At 62.2% G+C, this 15428-nt stretch carries 15 protein-coding genes; 13 read left to right on the top strand and 2 right to left on the bottom strand.

Annotation, left to right across the window (positions count from 1 at the left end):
- The first annotated feature begins 101 nt into the window (after nucleotides 1-101).
- From radA to cimA, 11 genes are all read left to right on the top strand, one after another.
- A complete protein-coding gene (radA, locus tag LH464_RS12815) occupies nucleotides 102-1505 on the top strand; it encodes a DNA repair protein RadA (RefSeq protein WP_226786779.1) in 1404 nt (467 codons plus the stop codon).
- A gap of 85 nt (nucleotides 1506-1590) precedes the next feature.
- The gene (locus LH464_RS12820) at nucleotides 1591-2193 is read left to right on the top strand and encodes a CvpA family protein (protein ID WP_226786780.1); all 603 of its coding nucleotides are present in this window, start codon (nucleotides 1591-1593) and stop codon (nucleotides 2191-2193) included.
- Nucleotides 2194-2322: 129 nt separating this feature from the next.
- Nucleotides 2323-3813, top strand: coding sequence for an amidophosphoribosyltransferase (gene purF / locus LH464_RS12825; protein WP_226786781.1), 1491 nt, complete (start codon nucleotides 2323-2325; stop codon nucleotides 3811-3813).
- A gap of 95 nt (nucleotides 3814-3908) precedes the next feature.
- Nucleotides 3909-4649 carry an SDR family NAD(P)-dependent oxidoreductase gene (locus LH464_RS12830; RefSeq protein WP_226786782.1) on the top strand — a complete coding sequence of 247 codons (741 nt, stop codon included), beginning with the start codon at nucleotides 3909-3911 and terminating at the stop codon, nucleotides 4647-4649.
- 81 nt (nucleotides 4650-4730) lie between these two features.
- Nucleotides 4731-5306, top strand: coding sequence for a DedA family protein (locus LH464_RS12835; RefSeq protein ID WP_226786783.1), 576 nt, complete (start codon nucleotides 4731-4733; stop codon nucleotides 5304-5306).
- A 194-nt stretch (nucleotides 5307-5500) separates the two neighbouring features.
- A complete protein-coding gene (gene cysS / locus LH464_RS12840; protein ID WP_226786784.1) occupies nucleotides 5501-6886 on the top strand; it encodes a cysteine--tRNA ligase in 1386 nt (461 codons plus the stop codon).
- Entirely contained in the window at nucleotides 6883-7365 is a 483-nt protein-coding gene (locus LH464_RS12845) for a GFA family protein (RefSeq protein ID WP_226786785.1), read from the top strand. The genes cysS and LH464_RS12845 overlap by 4 nt, the downstream gene beginning before the upstream one ends.
- Nucleotides 7362-7841: a GFA family protein gene (locus tag LH464_RS12850; RefSeq protein ID WP_255648360.1), complete on the top strand. Its 480-nt coding sequence runs from the start codon at nucleotides 7362-7364 to the stop codon at nucleotides 7839-7841. Before LH464_RS12845 ends, LH464_RS12850 begins: the two co-directional genes overlap by 4 nt.
- The gene (locus tag LH464_RS12855) at nucleotides 7841-8317 is read left to right on the top strand and encodes a GFA family protein (protein WP_226786852.1); all 477 of its coding nucleotides are present in this window, start codon (nucleotides 7841-7843) and stop codon (nucleotides 8315-8317) included. Before LH464_RS12850 ends, LH464_RS12855 begins: the two co-directional genes overlap by 1 nt.
- On the top strand, nucleotides 8314-9273 hold the full coding sequence (gene pip, locus LH464_RS12860; protein ID WP_226786786.1) for a prolyl aminopeptidase: 960 nt from the start codon (nucleotides 8314-8316) through the stop codon (nucleotides 9271-9273). The genes LH464_RS12855 and pip overlap by 4 nt, the downstream gene beginning before the upstream one ends.
- 95 nt (nucleotides 9274-9368) lie before the next feature.
- On the top strand, nucleotides 9369-10985 hold the full coding sequence (cimA, locus tag LH464_RS12865) for a citramalate synthase (protein ID WP_226786787.1): 1617 nt from the start codon (nucleotides 9369-9371) through the stop codon (nucleotides 10983-10985).
- 18 nt (nucleotides 10986-11003) lie between these two features.
- On the opposite strand, the gene rarD is transcribed toward cimA, so the two are convergent.
- Both rarD and LH464_RS12875 read right to left on the bottom strand, forming a co-directional pair.
- Nucleotides 11004-11915 carry an EamA family transporter RarD gene (gene rarD, locus LH464_RS12870; protein WP_226786788.1) on the bottom strand — a complete coding sequence of 304 codons (912 nt, stop codon included), beginning with the start codon at nucleotides 11913-11915 and terminating at the stop codon, nucleotides 11004-11006.
- Between the two features lie 151 nt (nucleotides 11916-12066).
- A complete protein-coding gene (locus LH464_RS12875) occupies nucleotides 12067-12672 on the bottom strand; it encodes an LOG family protein (protein WP_226786789.1) in 606 nt (201 codons plus the stop codon).
- 172 nt (nucleotides 12673-12844) lie between these two features.
- On the opposite strand from LH464_RS12875, the gene LH464_RS12880 reads away from it, so the two are divergent.
- Both LH464_RS12880 and LH464_RS12885 read left to right on the top strand, forming a co-directional pair.
- On the top strand, nucleotides 12845-14527 hold the full coding sequence (locus LH464_RS12880; protein WP_226786790.1) for an Ig-like domain-containing protein: 1683 nt from the start codon (nucleotides 12845-12847) through the stop codon (nucleotides 14525-14527).
- Nucleotides 14528-14710: 183 nt separating this feature from the next.
- Complete coding sequence (locus tag LH464_RS12885; protein WP_226786791.1) at nucleotides 14711-15382, top strand: hypothetical protein; 672 nt, start codon at nucleotides 14711-14713, stop codon at nucleotides 15380-15382.
- Nucleotides 15383-15428: the final 46 nt, after the last annotated feature.

Consider the following 15428-nt stretch of genomic DNA (forward strand, 5'->3'; position numbering starts at 1 on the left):
GGCGCCGCTTGCCATCCGCCACCAGTTTCGACTAGAAGAAGAAAAGTTCCGCTTTTGTTCACGGCGGATATGACTGGCACTCAAGGCGGCGACCGATCCTCATGGTAAAACCAAAAACCCAATTCGTGTGCCAGAACTGCGGCACGGTTCACAATCGTTGGGCCGGCAAGTGCGATGGCTGCGGTGAGTGGAACACGATCGTTGAAGAAGATCCTATGGGCGGGATCGGCGGCGGTCCCGGCAAGGTGCCCAAAAAGGGTCGGGCGGTGGCTCTCACCACGCTCTCCGGTGAAACGGAAGAGGCCCCACGCATTCACACCGGCATTTCCGAACTCGACCGGGCGACCGGCGGTGGCTTCGTGCGTGGCTCGGCGGTGCTGATCGGCGGCGATCCGGGGATCGGCAAGTCCACGCTCCTGATGCAGGCGGCGGCGGCACTTTCGCGCCGTGGACACCGCATCATCTATGTCTCGGGCGAAGAAGCCGTCGCCCAGGTGCGATTGCGCGCTCAACGGCTGGGCGCGGCAGACACCGATGTGCTTCTGGCCGCCGAGACGAATGTCGAGGACATCCTTGCGACCATCGGCGAGGGCAAGCGGCCGGACCTCGTCATCATCGATTCCATCCAGACGCTGTGGAGCGACACAGCCGATTCCGCCCCCGGAACCGTCACCCAGGTACGCACCGGCGTTCAGGCCATGATCCGCTACGCCAAGCAGACGGGAGCCGCCATGGTTCTGGTCGGCCATGTCACCAAGGAAGGACAGATCGCCGGGCCTCGGGTGGTCGAGCACATGGTCGATGCCGTTCTCTATTTCGAGGGCGACCGCGGCCACCACTACCGCATCCTGCGCACGGTCAAGAACCGGTTTGGACCAACCGACGAGATCGGCGTCTTCGAGATGTCCGATATCGGCCTGCGAGAGGTTACCAACCCGTCCGAACTTTTCCTCGGCGAACGGAATGCGAAATCGCCCGGTGCCGCGGTCTTCGCCGGCATGGAAGGGACGCGGCCAGTGCTGGTGGAGGTTCAGGCTCTGGTGGCGCCGACCTCGCTCGGAACACCGCGTCGCGCCGTGGTCGGCTGGGATTCCTCGCGTTTGGCGATGATCCTTGCCGTGCTGGAGGCCCATTGCGGCGTCCGGCTCGGCCAGCACGACGTTTACCTGAACGTCGCCGGCGGCTACCGCATTTCCGAGCCGGCCGCAGACCTTGCCATCGCTTCCGCACTGGTTTCGTCGCTGGCGGGATCCGCCCTGCCCGCAGACTGTGCCTATTTCGGGGAAATCAGTCTCTCCGGCGCCGTCCGGCCTGTTTCGAAGACGGCACAACGACTGAAAGAGGCGGAAAAACTGGGCTTTTCCAGCGCGATGCTGCCTGCCAGCTCGGCGGAGCTGCCCAAATCCTCCAACGGCCGCTGGATCGAAATCGAGGACCTTCCGGACCTCGTCAGCCGGATCGCAGGTTCTGCCGCACGGTTTGCAAACCCACAGGAAGATGATTGATCTTCCGTTACCGGCACCACTGTTGTAAGAGACTGCCGGAACGCGGGGGGCCGTGCGCACGGCCAAGTCTTGGAGTACATCTTACATGCCCATCACGATCTTTGACGGCATCGTCATCGGCGTCACGCTGTTTTCTGCCGTGCTAGCCATGGTTCGCGGGTTTTCTCGCGAGGTGCTGTCGATTGCGAGCTGGGTCGGCTCCGTCGCCGCCGCCTATTACCTCTACCCGCTGCTCGTTCCCTACGCGCAGAACTACACCACCGACGATCGGATCGCGATTGCTGCCTCTGCCGGCATCATATTCATCGTCGCGCTCATCCTCATCTCCTTCATCACGTCGCGCATCGCCGACTTCATCATCGACAGCCGCATCGGCGCGCTGGACAGGACGCTCGGTTTCCTTTTCGGGGCAGCGCGCGGCATTCTGCTGCTCGTCGTGGCCGTTGCCTTCTGGAACTGGCTGGTGGACGTGCGGTCGCAGCCTGAATGGGTGAGCCAGTCCAAGTCGAAGCCGTTCCTCGATACGATGGTCGGCCGCCTCGAAGCGGTGCTGCCGGAAGATATCGAGCCGCAGATCCGCGCGCGCATCACCGGGCAGGAAGAGGCGCCGGTCGAGGGAGCGCCTGCTCAGGAGCAGCCGCCTGCAGAAACCGCGCCCGCGGATGATGCCCCGGCGACAAATAATTGACGTTTTGTTGCGCTTGATGCGCCGCGAAACATCACCATTTGTGCTATATACGGAAATTCAAGCGAACGGGCTGGCAACGGGAACTCGACCCGCCGGCTCGTCCATTTTTTCTAAGGCAAGGACCCGCAGATGAACGAGCCGGTTTCGCAGGCGATCTCCGACGAGCTTGATGGCGATACGCTTCACGAGGAATGCGGGGTCTTCGGTATCCTCGGCCATCCCGATGCGGCGACACTGACTGCACTCGGGCTTCATGCCCTCCAGCACCGAGGCCAGGAAGCGGCCGGCATGGTTTGCTTCGACGGCACGAAGTTTCACTCGGAACGCCGGATGGGCCTCGTCGGCGATCACTACACCGACCCCGTGACACTCGCGAAACTGCCGGGCTCTATCTCCATCGGCCATGTCCGCTATTCGACCACCGGCGAAGTTGCGCTGCGCAACGTCCAGCCGCTCTTCGCGGAACTGGAAGTCGGCGGCATTGCCATCGCGCACAACGGCAACTTCACCAACGGCCTGACGCTTCGTCGCCAGTTGATTGCCGGCGGCGCCATCTGTCAGTCCACCTCTGATACCGAAGTGGTTCTCCACCTCATCGCGCGCTCCCGCTATTTCTCCACCGCCGACCGGTTCATCGATGCGATCCGGCAGATGGAAGGCGGCTATTCGATGGTCGCCATTACCCGCACGAAGCTGATTGCGGCGCGCGATCCCACCGGCATCCGTCCGCTCGTCATGGGCGAACTCGACGGCAAGCCGATCTTCTGCTCGGAAACCTGTGCCCTCGACATCATCGGCGCGAAATACATCCGCGACGTTGAGAACGGCGAAGTCATCATCTGCGAAATCCAGCCCGACGGCTCCGTCCAGATCGACGCCCGCAAGGCCGGAAACCAGCAGCCCGAGCGTCTGTGCCTGTTCGAATACGTCTATTTCGCCCGGCCCGATTCGGTCGTCGGCGGACGCAGCGTCTACGTCGCGCGCAAGAACATGGGCATCAACCTCGCAAATGAAGCTCCCGTCGACGCGGATGTCGTGGTTCCCGTTCCCGATGGTGGCACGCCCGCGGCACTGGGTTACGCCCAGGCAAGCGGCATCCCGTTCGAATACGGCATTATTCGCAACCACTATGTCGGCCGCACCTTCATCGAGCCGACGCAGCAGATCCGCGCTTTCGGCGTGAAGCTCAAACATTCGGCGAACCGTGCGATGATCGAAGGCAAGCGCGTTGTGCTGGTCGATGATTCGATCGTCCGAGGCACCACCTCGCTGAAGATCGTGCAGATGATCCGCGATGCAGGCGCCAAGGAAGTGCATATCCGCGTCGCCAGCCCGATGATCTACTATCCCGATTTCTACGGCATCGACACGCCGGACGCGGAAAAGCTGCTCGCCAACCAGTACGACAGCCTGCAGGCCATGTGCGAATACATCCGCGCCGACTCGCTGGAATTCCTGTCGATCGACGGGCTTTATCGTGCTGTCGGAGGCGAACCGCGCAACCCGGTCCGCCCGCAGTTCACCGACCATTATTTCACCGGCGATTACCCGACGCGGCTGCTGGACAAGGACGGCGAAGCGATGGGCAACAAGATTTCGATGCTGGCAAGCAACGGCTAAGCTGCGGCAACTGGCCTGTTTCCATCCGTACGGAAAAGCAATAGAAGGCTGCGGCGACGCGGCCTTCTTTCATGCCGCATGAGACAGGACGGGACATGACGATCAACCTGAAGGATCGGATCGCGCTGGTTACCGGCGCATCGCGCGGCATCGGCTATTTCACCGCACTCGAGCTAGCGAAGGCGGGCGCCCACGTGATCGCCTGCGCGCGCACGGTAGGCGGTCTCGAGGAACTTGACGACGCCATCAAGGCCGCCGGCGGCACAGCCACCCTCGTGCCCTTCGATATTACGGACATGCAGGCAATCGACCAGCTGGGAGGTTCGATCTTCGAACGCTGGGGCAAGCTCGACATTCTCGTCGCCAATGCCGGTATCCTCGGCGTCATCTCGCCGGTCGGTCATATCGAAGCAAAGGTCTTCGAAAGGGTGATGCTCACCAACGTGACCGCCACATGGCGGCTTATCCGCTCCGTCGAGCCGCTGCTTCTGAAGTCGGACGCCGGACGGGCGCTGATCGTCTCCTCCGGAGCCCCGCACAAATGTCGTCCGTTCTGGGGTGCCTATTCGGCATCCAAGGCCGCAGTCGAGGCTCTGGCCCGAACCTGGGCTGCCGAACAGCAGCGCACCGCCCTTCGCGTCAACAGCATCGATCCGGGCGCCACCCGGACCGCCATGCGGGCGCAAGCGATACCCGGAGAGGATCCGACGACCTTGCCGCATCCTTCCGACGTTGCAGCCGCAATCCTGCCGCTCGCCTCTCCCGAGATGACCGAGACGGGCCGGTTGTTCCTCGTGCGCGAAAACAAGTTCGTCGATTACCGGATGCCGGAATAAGCCGCTTCTCCGCGAGCTGGAAAAACTCTAGCTTACGAAAGCCCGCATTTTGCCGGCTTTCGATCGCGGAGGTGTGCATCCTTGTCCCTTGAAGGGCTGATTTCGCACTATGGCCTCGCGGCCGTGTTCATCGGCGCGGCGCTCGAAGGCGAAACGGCTGCCTTTCTGGGCGGCGTCTTCGCTCATCGTCACCTCATGTGGTGGTGGCAGGCAGCTGCGGCGGCCTGCTTCGGTTCCTTTGCGGCCGATCAGGTGCTGTTCTTCGCCGGCCGCTATGCCAACAGGCTGGCCTTCGTGCAGCGCTTGACGCGGACCCCTGCAGCCGCCCGGGTCAACAGGCTCCTGGAGACGCATCCCAACAAATTCATTCTAGGGTTCCGGTTCATCTACGGCATCCGCACGATCAGTCCGATAGCGATCGGTCTGTCGGGCGTCACGCCGCTGCGTTTCGTGCTGCTGAACCTCGTCGCGGCCCTTGTGTGGGGTATCGTCATCACCACAATCGGCTACCTCTTCGGCAACGCCGTGGAAGCCGTATTTGGCCGGGTAAGTCTGCATCTTCACCTGCTGGCTGCAGTCGTGCTCTTCCTCGCTGTCGCAGCCATCGTTGCATTCTTCTCGCGCCGGTGGCTGGCTGTTTCCAGAGAAAACGAGTAGCGGAGCTTGCCAGGCTCCTTCCGGCCCTTGACCAAAACTTCTGCCCGCGCCATAACCGCCGCATGAAAACGGCGATTTCCATTTGCGGGATCATTATTCGCTAGCGCATCCGCTGGCCCGGCCGTTTTCGTCTCTCGAAAAGCCTTGAAGACAAACGACCCGGTCCAGCCGGTGGCTTGCCTTGGGAGAATTCGATGAGCATGTCGCTCAAGCTCTACAACACGCTGACCCGCGAGAAGGCCGAGTTCCGGCCGATCGATCCCAAGAACGTGCGCATGTATGTCTGCGGGCCGACGGTCTATGACTATGCCCATATCGGCAATGCCCGGCCGGTGATTGTCTTCGACGTGCTCTACCGCCTGCTGCGCCATGTGTATGGCGACGCCCATGTCACCTATGCGCGAAACATCACTGATGTGGACGACAAGATAAACGCGCGGGCACTGCGCGACCATCCGGGCCTGCCGCTCAACGAGGCCATCCGCCTCGTGACCGAAAAGACGGAGACGCAGTTCCACGAGGATGTGAAGGCGCTCGGCTGCGTCGAGCCGACCGTCGAGCCCCGCGCGACCGACAACATCCCGCAGATGATCGAGATCATCGAGAGGCTGATCGAGCGCGGCCATGCCTATCAGGCCGAGGGCGACGTGCTGTTCGACACGAAATCGATGCAGGATTACGGCAAGCTCTCCAGACGCCCGCTCGACGAGCAGCAGGCCGGTGCGCGCATAGCGGTCGATCTACACAAGAAAAACCCCGGCGATTTCGTGCTGTGGAAGCTTTCCGCCGACAATGAGCCTGGCTGGGAGAGCCCGTGGGGCCGCGGTCGACCGGGCTGGCATATCGAATGCTCCGCGATGAGCGGCCGCTATCTTGGCGACGTCTTCGACATTCACGGTGGCGGGCTGGACCTGATCTTCCCGCACCATGAGAACGAAATCGCCCAGTCGCGCTGCGCCCACGGCACCGAAGTGATGGCCAACGTCTGGATGCACAACGGCTTCGTACAGGTCGAAGGCCGCAAGATGTCGAAGTCGGAAGGCAATTTCGTCACCATCCATGACCTGCTGCACACGGAAAAATTCGGCGGCCGCCAATGGCCGGGCGAAGTGCTGCGGCTCGCCATGCTGATGACGCACTATCGCGAGCCGATCGACTTTTCGGTGAAGCGCCTGGAAGAGGCTGAACGGCTGCTTTCCAAATGGCCGGCGGCTGACGGGGCCGAAGGTGAGCCCGATGCGTCGGTTCTCGATGCACTCGCCGAAGACCTCAACACGGTTGCCGCAGTTCAGGAACTGCATGCGCTGGCGCAGGCCGCAAAGTCTGACCCGGCCAAGCTTCCAGCTTTTGCCGCCACCGCCGCCCTGCTCGGCGTCCTGCCAAAGAAGACGGAGGTCGATGAGGCCTTCGCTTCGGCGGTCGATGCGGTCGTCCAGATGCGCCTGGAAATGCTGAAGGCAAAGAACTTTGCGGAAGCTGACAAAATTCGCGATGATCTCTCCGCCAAGGGCATCCAGCTCAAGGACGGCAAGGACCCGGCCACCGGCGAGCGGGTGACGACGTGGGAGGTGAAGAGGTGACCCAGATCCACACCGGAGGGTGCCAATGCGGCGCCGTCCGCTACAGCGCCACGGGCGAGATCGGCCTGCCGCATATCTGCCACTGCCGCATGTGCCAGAAGGCGGCGGGAAATTACTTCATGCCGTTCGGCGGGGTGAAGTACGAGGACTTCGCCCTTACCCGCGGTGAACCGACGTGGTTCCAGTCATCCGATTCGGCCCGGCGTGGCTTCTGCGCGATATGCGGAACGCCGCTCTTCTACGATGGTGGCCACGACCACATCAGCATCACGCTCGGTTCGCTGGACGAACCGGAAAGCGTGAAGCCGCACCTTCAGGCCAATCCCGCCCGCAAGATGGCGTGGTTCGGGGAACTCGACATGCTGCCCGGCGATCCTCGGATGGATACGTCGCCGCAGGACGATGCGGAAATCGCCAAAAGCAGCCGGCAGCATCCTGACCATGACACGGAACGCTGGCCACCGGGCGCGCGGCCATGATCGTGTCGGTACATAACGGCGGCTGCCAGTGCGGGGCGATCCGCTTTCGCGTCACAGGCGAACTGACGGACAGCTCCATCTGCCATTGCCGCATGTGCCAGAAGGCCTTCGGTGCCTATTATGCGCCGCTTGTCTCCGTGCGCGGCGCGCAGCTCGAGTGGACGCGGGGAACGGTGAAGCGGTTCCGCTCTTCCAACCACGTCGCGCGCGGCTTCTGCGAAAACTGCGGCACGCCGCTAACCTACGAGGCCGCCGATGGCATGTCCATCGCTGCCGGTGCCTTCGATGAACCGGCGAGCGTGCCGCCGACAATCCAGTATGGCGTCGAGGGCAAGGTGCCATTCGTCGATCGGCTGCACGACCTGCCGGAGCGCCATACGCTGGACGACATCGATGCAGCGCTGTTTCTTGCCGACATCAAATCCTATCAGCATCCTGACCACGACACCGCAACCTGGCCTCCGGAGGACCGATGATGGACGAGACATACAAGACAGGTGGCTGCCAGTGCGGCGCTGTACGCTTTCGCATCCGCGGCCAGCTGGGCCGCGCCTCCATCTGCCATTGCCGCATGTGCCAGAAGGCGTTCGGGGGTTTCTTCGGCCCTCTGGTGACGGCACCGAAGGATGGGCTGGAGTGGACGCGCAACGAGCCCAAATACTTCCAGTCCTCCGTCAATGTAGAACGCGGCTTCTGCGAGCGGTGCGGCACGCCCCTCACCTATCGCTATCCGGGCGGCATCGACCTTTCGATCGGTTCGTTCGACGACCGGGACGACCTCGCTCCACAGATCCAGGTCAACTTCAGCGCACACATTCCGTGGGTCACGACGATCTTCGACCAGCCAATTCGCGAAGAAGGATCGAATGCCACCAAGCAGGAGCAGATCATCTCCTTCCAGCACCCTGACCACGATACCGAAAACTGGCCTGAGAAAGGGCTCCATTTATGACTGAAGTTCTGCGTACGCTTTATCCCGAGATCGAGCCCTTTGAGACCGGCCATCTCGATGTCGGTGACGGTCATTCCATTTACTGGGAGCGCGTCGGCACACGCGGCGCAAAGCCTGCCGTATTCCTGCATGGCGGCCCTGGCGGCGGCATCAACCCGAACCAGCGACGGCTGTTCGATCCGGCTCTCTACGACGTGATCCTGTTCGACCAGCGGGGATGCGGCAAGTCCACGCCCCACGCCAGTCTCGACGCGAACACGACCTGGCATCTGGTAGCGGACATCGAGCGCCTGCGCGAGATGACGGGTGCCGAGAAATGGCAGGTGTTCGGCGGCTCATGGGGATCGACGCTGGCGCTCGCCTATGCCGAAACCCACGCGGAGAGGGTGAGCGAGCTGGTGCTGCGCGGCATCTACACGCTGACCAAAGGGGAGCTGGACTGGTACTACCAGTTCGGAGTGTCCGAGATGTTCCCCGACAAGTGGGAGCCGTTCGTCGCTGCTATCCCCGAAGATGAGCGGCATGAGCTCATGCACGCCTACAACCGCCGGCTAATCGGCGACGACAAGGCCGAGCAGTTGCGCTGCGCCAAGGCATGGAGCGTCTGGGAAGGCTCGACCATCACGCTCCTGCCCGACCACAAGATGCAGGAGGATTTCGCCGGGGATCATTTCGCGATCGCCTTTGCGCGGATCGAGAACCATTTCTTCGTCAACGCGGGCTGGCTCGAAGAGGGCCAGCTTCTGCGCGACGCCTACAAGCTCAAGGGCATTCCGGGTACGATCGTCCACGGCCGCTACGACATGCCCTGCCCGCTGAAGTACGCCTGGCAGCTGTCCAAGGCATGGCCGGATGCAGATTTCCACATCATCGAGGGAGCGGGCCACGCGGTGTCGGAGCCCGGCATCACCGACCGCCTGATCCGCACGACGGACAGGTTTGCGGGTAAGGGCTGAAGAGCCCTGCCTCACCTGAACCTCTCCCCGTTTCCGGGGAGAGGGAACCGGCGACCGGAATTGCAGAGTAAATGTTCCTGGGAGGGAACGCCAACATGACACGCGAACGCATCTATCTCTTCGACACGACATTGCGCGACGGGCAGCAGACCCCGGGCATCGATTTTTCCGTCGAGGACAAGATTGCCATTTCCGGCATGCTCGATGCGTTCGGCTTCGACTATGTCGAGGGCGGATATCCCGGTGCCAATCCGACGGACACGGCCTTCTTTTCGGAAAAGCGGACAGACAAGGCCGCGTTCGTCGCCTTCGGCATGACCAAGCGCGCCGGCATTTCCGCGTCCAACGATCCGGGGCTCAGTGTCCTGTTGCGGGCAGAAAGCGATGCGATCTGTTTCGTCGCAAAGAGCTGGGACTACCATGTCAAGGTCGCGCTCGGCTGCACCAACGAGGAGAACCTCGAATCCATCCGCGAAAGCGTCGAAGCCGCCTGTTCCGCCGGCAAGGAGGCACTGGTCGACTGCGAGCACTTCTTCGACGGCTACAAGGCCAATCCGGATTATGCTCTCGCCTGCGCCCGCACCGCCCATGATGCCGGCGCGCGCTGGATCGTGCTCTGCGACACAAATGGCGGCACGCAGCCTGCGGAGATCCGCGAGATCGTCTCCGCCGTAATCGCCGCCGGCATTCCCGGCGCTTCGCTCGGCATTCACGCCCACGACGATACCGGCCAGGCGGTCGCCAACACGCTTGCCGCCGTGGAGGCCGGCTGTCGCCAGATCCAAGGCACGCTCAACGGCATCGGCGAGCGCTGCGGCAACGCGAATCTGGTCACGTTGATTGCGACGCTCGCGCTGAAGGAAGCCTATTCCAGCCGTTTCGAAACAGGTATCGACACCGAGCGATTGACGGGTCTCACCGATCTCAGTCATGCATTCGATGAACTGCTGAACCGATCTCCAAACCAGCAGAGCCCTTACGTCGGCGCGTCCGCTTTTGCCACCAAGGCCGGCATCCATGCCTCGGCCCTGCTCAAGGATCCGAAAACCTACGAGCACGTTCCGCCAGAAAGCGTCGGTAATTTCCGCAAGGTCATGGTCTCCGACCAGGGCGGCAAGTCTAACTTCATCAACGCGCTGAAGCGGCGTGGCATCGAAGTCGCCAAGGATGATCCGAAGCTCGATCTCCTGATTTCCATCGTCAAGGAGCGCGAGGCGACCGGCTATGCCTATGAAGGAGCCGACGCCAGCTTCGAACTCCTGGCGCACCGCACGCTCGGGACGATCCCGGAATTCTTCAAGGTCGACAGCTTCCGCGTCATGGTCGAGCGGCGCTTCGATTCCCACGGCCGTATCAAGACCGTGTCCGAGGCGGTTGTGAAACTCGATGTCGATGGCGAGCAGGTGATGTCGGTTGCCGAGGGCGACGGCCCGGTCAACGCACTCGACCTCGCGCTCCGCAAGGATCTCGGCAAATACCAGACGGAGATCGGCGATCTGGTTCTGGCGGACTTCAAGGTGCGCATCCTGAACGGCGGCACCGCTGCCATCACCCGCGTGCTGATCGAATCCAGCGATGGCGATGGCGCGCGCTGGTGGACGGTCGGGGTTTCGGAAAACATCATCGACGCCTCGTTCCAGGCGCTGATCGACTCGATCGTCTACAAGCTGATGAAGAACCGCAAGATGGCTGGACGGATAGCCGCGGAGTGAGGCCGCGATCCGTCAGGATCACCGCCCCTTCGCGGCCCGCAGCATGCCGTAGGAATAAACCGCCAGCGCTGACCAGATGAAGATGAAAGCGGTCAACTTGACCGTGCTGAGCGGCTCCTTGAAGGCGAAGACTGCGATCAGGAAGATCATGGTCGGCGCGATATACTGCATGATGCCGATGGTTGACAGCCTGAGAAGCTTGGCGCCGTTCGCGTAGATCATCAGCGGTGCGGCGGTGACCAGGCCAGCCAGGATCAGGATGAAGGTGTCGTAGTCGGTGCTGTTCGTGAGATGCCCCTGCCCTGTCACCTCAAGATAGACGATATAGGGCAGGAACGGGATGCTGATCAGCAGCACTTCCAGGAAGAAGCCCTGGTTCGGGCCGATCGGCAGCGTCTTGCGGAAGAGCGCATAGCAACCCCAGGTGAAGGCCAGCCCGAGAGATACCCAGGGCAGACCACCTGCGCCCCAGGTGAGGATGGCGACGCCGACTGCGGCAAGTCCTATCGCCGCAAGCTGCAGCGGGTTCAGTTTTTCACGCAGCACCACCGCGGCAAGGAAGAAGCTGAACAACGGATTGATGAAATAGCCGAGCGCCGCATCGAGTGCATGACCGGCCGCGATCGCCCAGACATAGATACCCCAGTTCACGGTGATAAAGCTTGCGGTAACGCAGGCCATCCCCAGCATGCGGGGCGTGCGGATCGCTGCTTTCAGCTCTTCGGTGCGCCTCAACAGCAGCAGGACGACACCTGCAACGGGGACGGACCACAGTGCCCGGTGCGCCAAAACTTCCAGAGGCGGCAGATGCGCCACGGCCTTCAGGTAAAACGGCAGAAAGCCCCACAGCAGATAGGCCGTAAGCGCAAAGGCGAAACCCTGCCGCGTATCCTCGTTCTTGATCGGGGCCGAAACGCTCTCGTCTGCCATGGCTGGTCTGCTGTCTGTTGGAGAAAGCGGCTACTCCTAGACCCGTAAGCCCCCGCAAGCCAATTCATTTCGTTGAAGCTTACATTCAAACCGGTCATCGGTAGGCAGTGCCGGGCGCTTTCGCGCCCTCCTGCCTGAGCCGGAGACCGGCTCAGAGCTTTGCGATAACCGCCTCCTCGCCGCTGGACACGCCTTCTTCCTCCGCCCGCTCCAGGATCGCTGGAACGATGTGATCGATGTCGTCGATCACCATGGGCTGGACGAGATGGGCGCGGTGGATGAAGCCCTGCTCGCGCATATGCTGGACGAGATCGAGCATCGGGTTCCAGAAGCCGTTGATGTTGGCGAAGACCATCGGCTTTTCGTGACGGCCGAGCTGTCCCCATGTCATGATCTCGACAATCTCTTCCAACGTGCCTATCCCGCCCGGAAGCGTGACGAAGGCATCGGACCGCTCGAACATGGTATGCTTTCGGGTGTGCATGTCCTCAGTGACGATCAGTTCGTTGAGCTGGCCGAGGGAGTGACGCGTCGCCTCCATGTCGACCAGGAATTCGGGAATGATGCCGGTCACCTTCCCGCCATTGGCCAGCACGCCGGCGGCCACGGCCCCCATGATGCCCTTCGTGCCGCCGCCGTAGACAAGACGCAGGCCATGCGCGGCGATCGATTTTCCGAGCGCGCGGCCGGCCTCCATATAGGCAGGATCACGACCAGGCTGGGAACCGCAATAAACGCAAATGGACTGAATGGGCACTATGAACTCCGGGAAGGCATTGATGAGAGACCGCCGCGAACACGGCAGTGTATAAAAGTGGTCGTAAATCCCCCTTGCCGCAAGCCCAAACAGACTGAAAAGCTTGTGAAGCCAGTAGGAAAGGGGTAATTCGGAGATACAGGCGGCAGTATCCGCCCGGAGAACCGTGAACATGCGAAACCGCGCCGTCTGGCTGGCTTTATCCGTCCTTGTTGCTGCGACCCTGCTGATGATCTTCTTCGTGCTGCCGCAAATATCGGACGACAGCAAGCCGCTCACCGCAGCGATCAATGAAGCCGGCGAGACGATGAAGGAAGCTGTGACAGACAAGCCGGCAACGGCCGAGACACCAGCGCCCTCAAGCGACGTCGCTCCCGCAGCGCAGAGCGCAGCTCCGGCGGCATCGGCACCCCAGCCGCCGGCAGACGCAGCCGTCACGCCCGCTTTCGACGTCCTTCGCGTCGAGCCTGACGGTTCGACGGTCATCGCCGGCCGCGCAGGCCCGGGTTCAACGGTCGAGGTCAGCAACGGAGACAAGGTCGTCGCCACCGTAAAGACGGATCCGAGCGGCGATTTTGCGCTCGTGCTGGAACAGCCTCTGTCGGCTGGTGACCACCAACTGGTGCTGAAGGCGATCGGCGAGGACGGACACACGGTTACGTCCGAAGAAATCGCGACGATCTCCGTACCACCCGGCGGACAAGGTAAACTTCTCGCCATGGTCACCAAGCCCGGCAAGGCGAGCCGTCTTGTCAATGTTCCTGCAGCCAGCACCGAGGCAAGCGCACCGGCCGCCGCCGCTACGCTACCCGAGTTGCCCAAGGCGGCCGCGGACCTGGTCGCTGCAGCACCGCCGATTGATCCCGCAGCCCCTGTTCAACCCTCTGCCTCCAGTGGCGCCGAAATCAAAGTCACGGCCGTCGAGATCGAAGGCAGCCGACTGTTCATCGCCGGTCGCGCCCCTTCCGGTGCCTCGCTCCTGGGTTTTGCCAACGAGCAGCCGGTTGGCCGCGCCAAGGCTACGGAAGAAGGCAACTTCGTGATCGAGGGCGATATCAACCTCGCGATTGGAGATCATGTCATCGCCGTCGAAATGCTGGACAGCACAGGCAAGACTGCGCTGCGCGTCGACGTGCCGTTCAACCGTCCCGCGGGCGAACAGGTGGCGGCCGTCGCTGGACCGCAGGGTCCTGACGTCGTCCCGCCGATCGATGGCGGCACATTCGACAAGTTGCGGAACGAAGCGGCGAAGGCGTTTTCGCTTCTCCAAGGGCTTTACAAGGACGGCGGCCAGCCTTCGGCTGAGGAACTCGCTGCCGCTCGGTCGGCCACCGCCATCGCGCTGAAGTCGCTCTCGGAGTACCGACTGCCGGCCGGCGCCCCCGCCTCGGCGGAGAAGATCGTTGAAACAGCAATCGCCCAGGCAGCGGAAGCATCCGCCGCGCTGGACAAGCTTCCGCCTGAACCGGAAGCCGTCGGCTCCCAGCTGGCGGGCATCACGTCCGTTATCGAACAGGCGGTGGGACCGGTGATCGCGGAGAATGCCGGAGACGATATCGCCCCCCCTGCTGCTGCAGCAGCACAGACGGCAGAGACCGGCCCGAAGACGATCGCGCAGGCACCGCTGGAACACTCTCCCACCTCGGTGATCATCCGCCGCGGAGATACGCTGTGGCAGATCTCAAGGCGGGTCTACGGCCAGGGCGTCCGCTACACGACGATCTACCTCGCCAACCAGGACCAGATCGACAATCCCGACAGGATCGAGCCGGGGCAGATTTTCGGCGTCCCTGACGAGGCTCTGCCCGACGCCGAGGAATTCCACCGGAAGCGCCTTCAAAAGCAACAGCTCTAGATTTAACGCCATAGCCAACCAGTTCCAAGCCCGCAGAAAGCCACTTCTGCGGGCTTTTCTGTGAGTAAACCTGACTACAAGTCATAAGTTTCGCACAGGGTGGGCCGCCCATGCTGCCTCTGTCACGCGTTGAAACGGAATCATCCGTTACGTCGATCTACAGCGCGCAACCGGAGTAAGAGCATGATTTCCAGTCTCACCGCAGTCAGGATCTGGTCGCAGCAGGTTGCTCTCAACGCCTTCAGGGAAGCATCCGAGGGTAGCACCTCCGGGCAATCGTCCTCTGCCGGGCCAAGCCGCTCCCTCGCCGATATCCTCTACGCCGGGAGCAATGGCGATGACGATTATGAAGACACGAGCCTGTCTGCATTGATCGCCACGCTCCAGCGGCAGGCAGCGATGGGCGGCAAGCCTACCGATGCGACGGAAAACGATGGCTCCGTCGACGACATATCCAGCAAGGCCTTCATGGATGCTCTGCAGGACAAGCTGGCGACCTTGAAGGCCAATCCCGACACCAAAGCCATGGCAGAGACCATGCTGAAGGCAATCGAGGCCGGGACGCTGACGGTCACTGATGCCGCCGCCGGTGAACAAATCAAGGCGTGGGACGCCTCCGAGACCGAGAAACCCGCACCAGGCAAGACCTCCACCGACGAAGCCGATTGGAGCAGCTTCCTGAAGGAACACCTCACGCGGGACAGTTCCGGCCGGTACGTCCGCAACGAGGACACCAGCCACAAGGACAAGACCCCAGGCGTCAGTTCCTATTTCGGCATGATCGGCGACACCTATTACTACCTCTCCTGGACGGCACCGGACGCCGCAAAGCCTGGCGTCAGCATTCAGATCTGAAGCCTTTTCGGGCGAAAACCGCCAGCGGAAGGGTGAAACCGTCGTT

This window comes from Pseudorhizobium xiangyangii (assembly GCF_020531965.1).
Classification (GTDB): Bacteria; Pseudomonadota; Alphaproteobacteria; order Rhizobiales; family Rhizobiaceae; genus Neorhizobium; species Neorhizobium xiangyangii.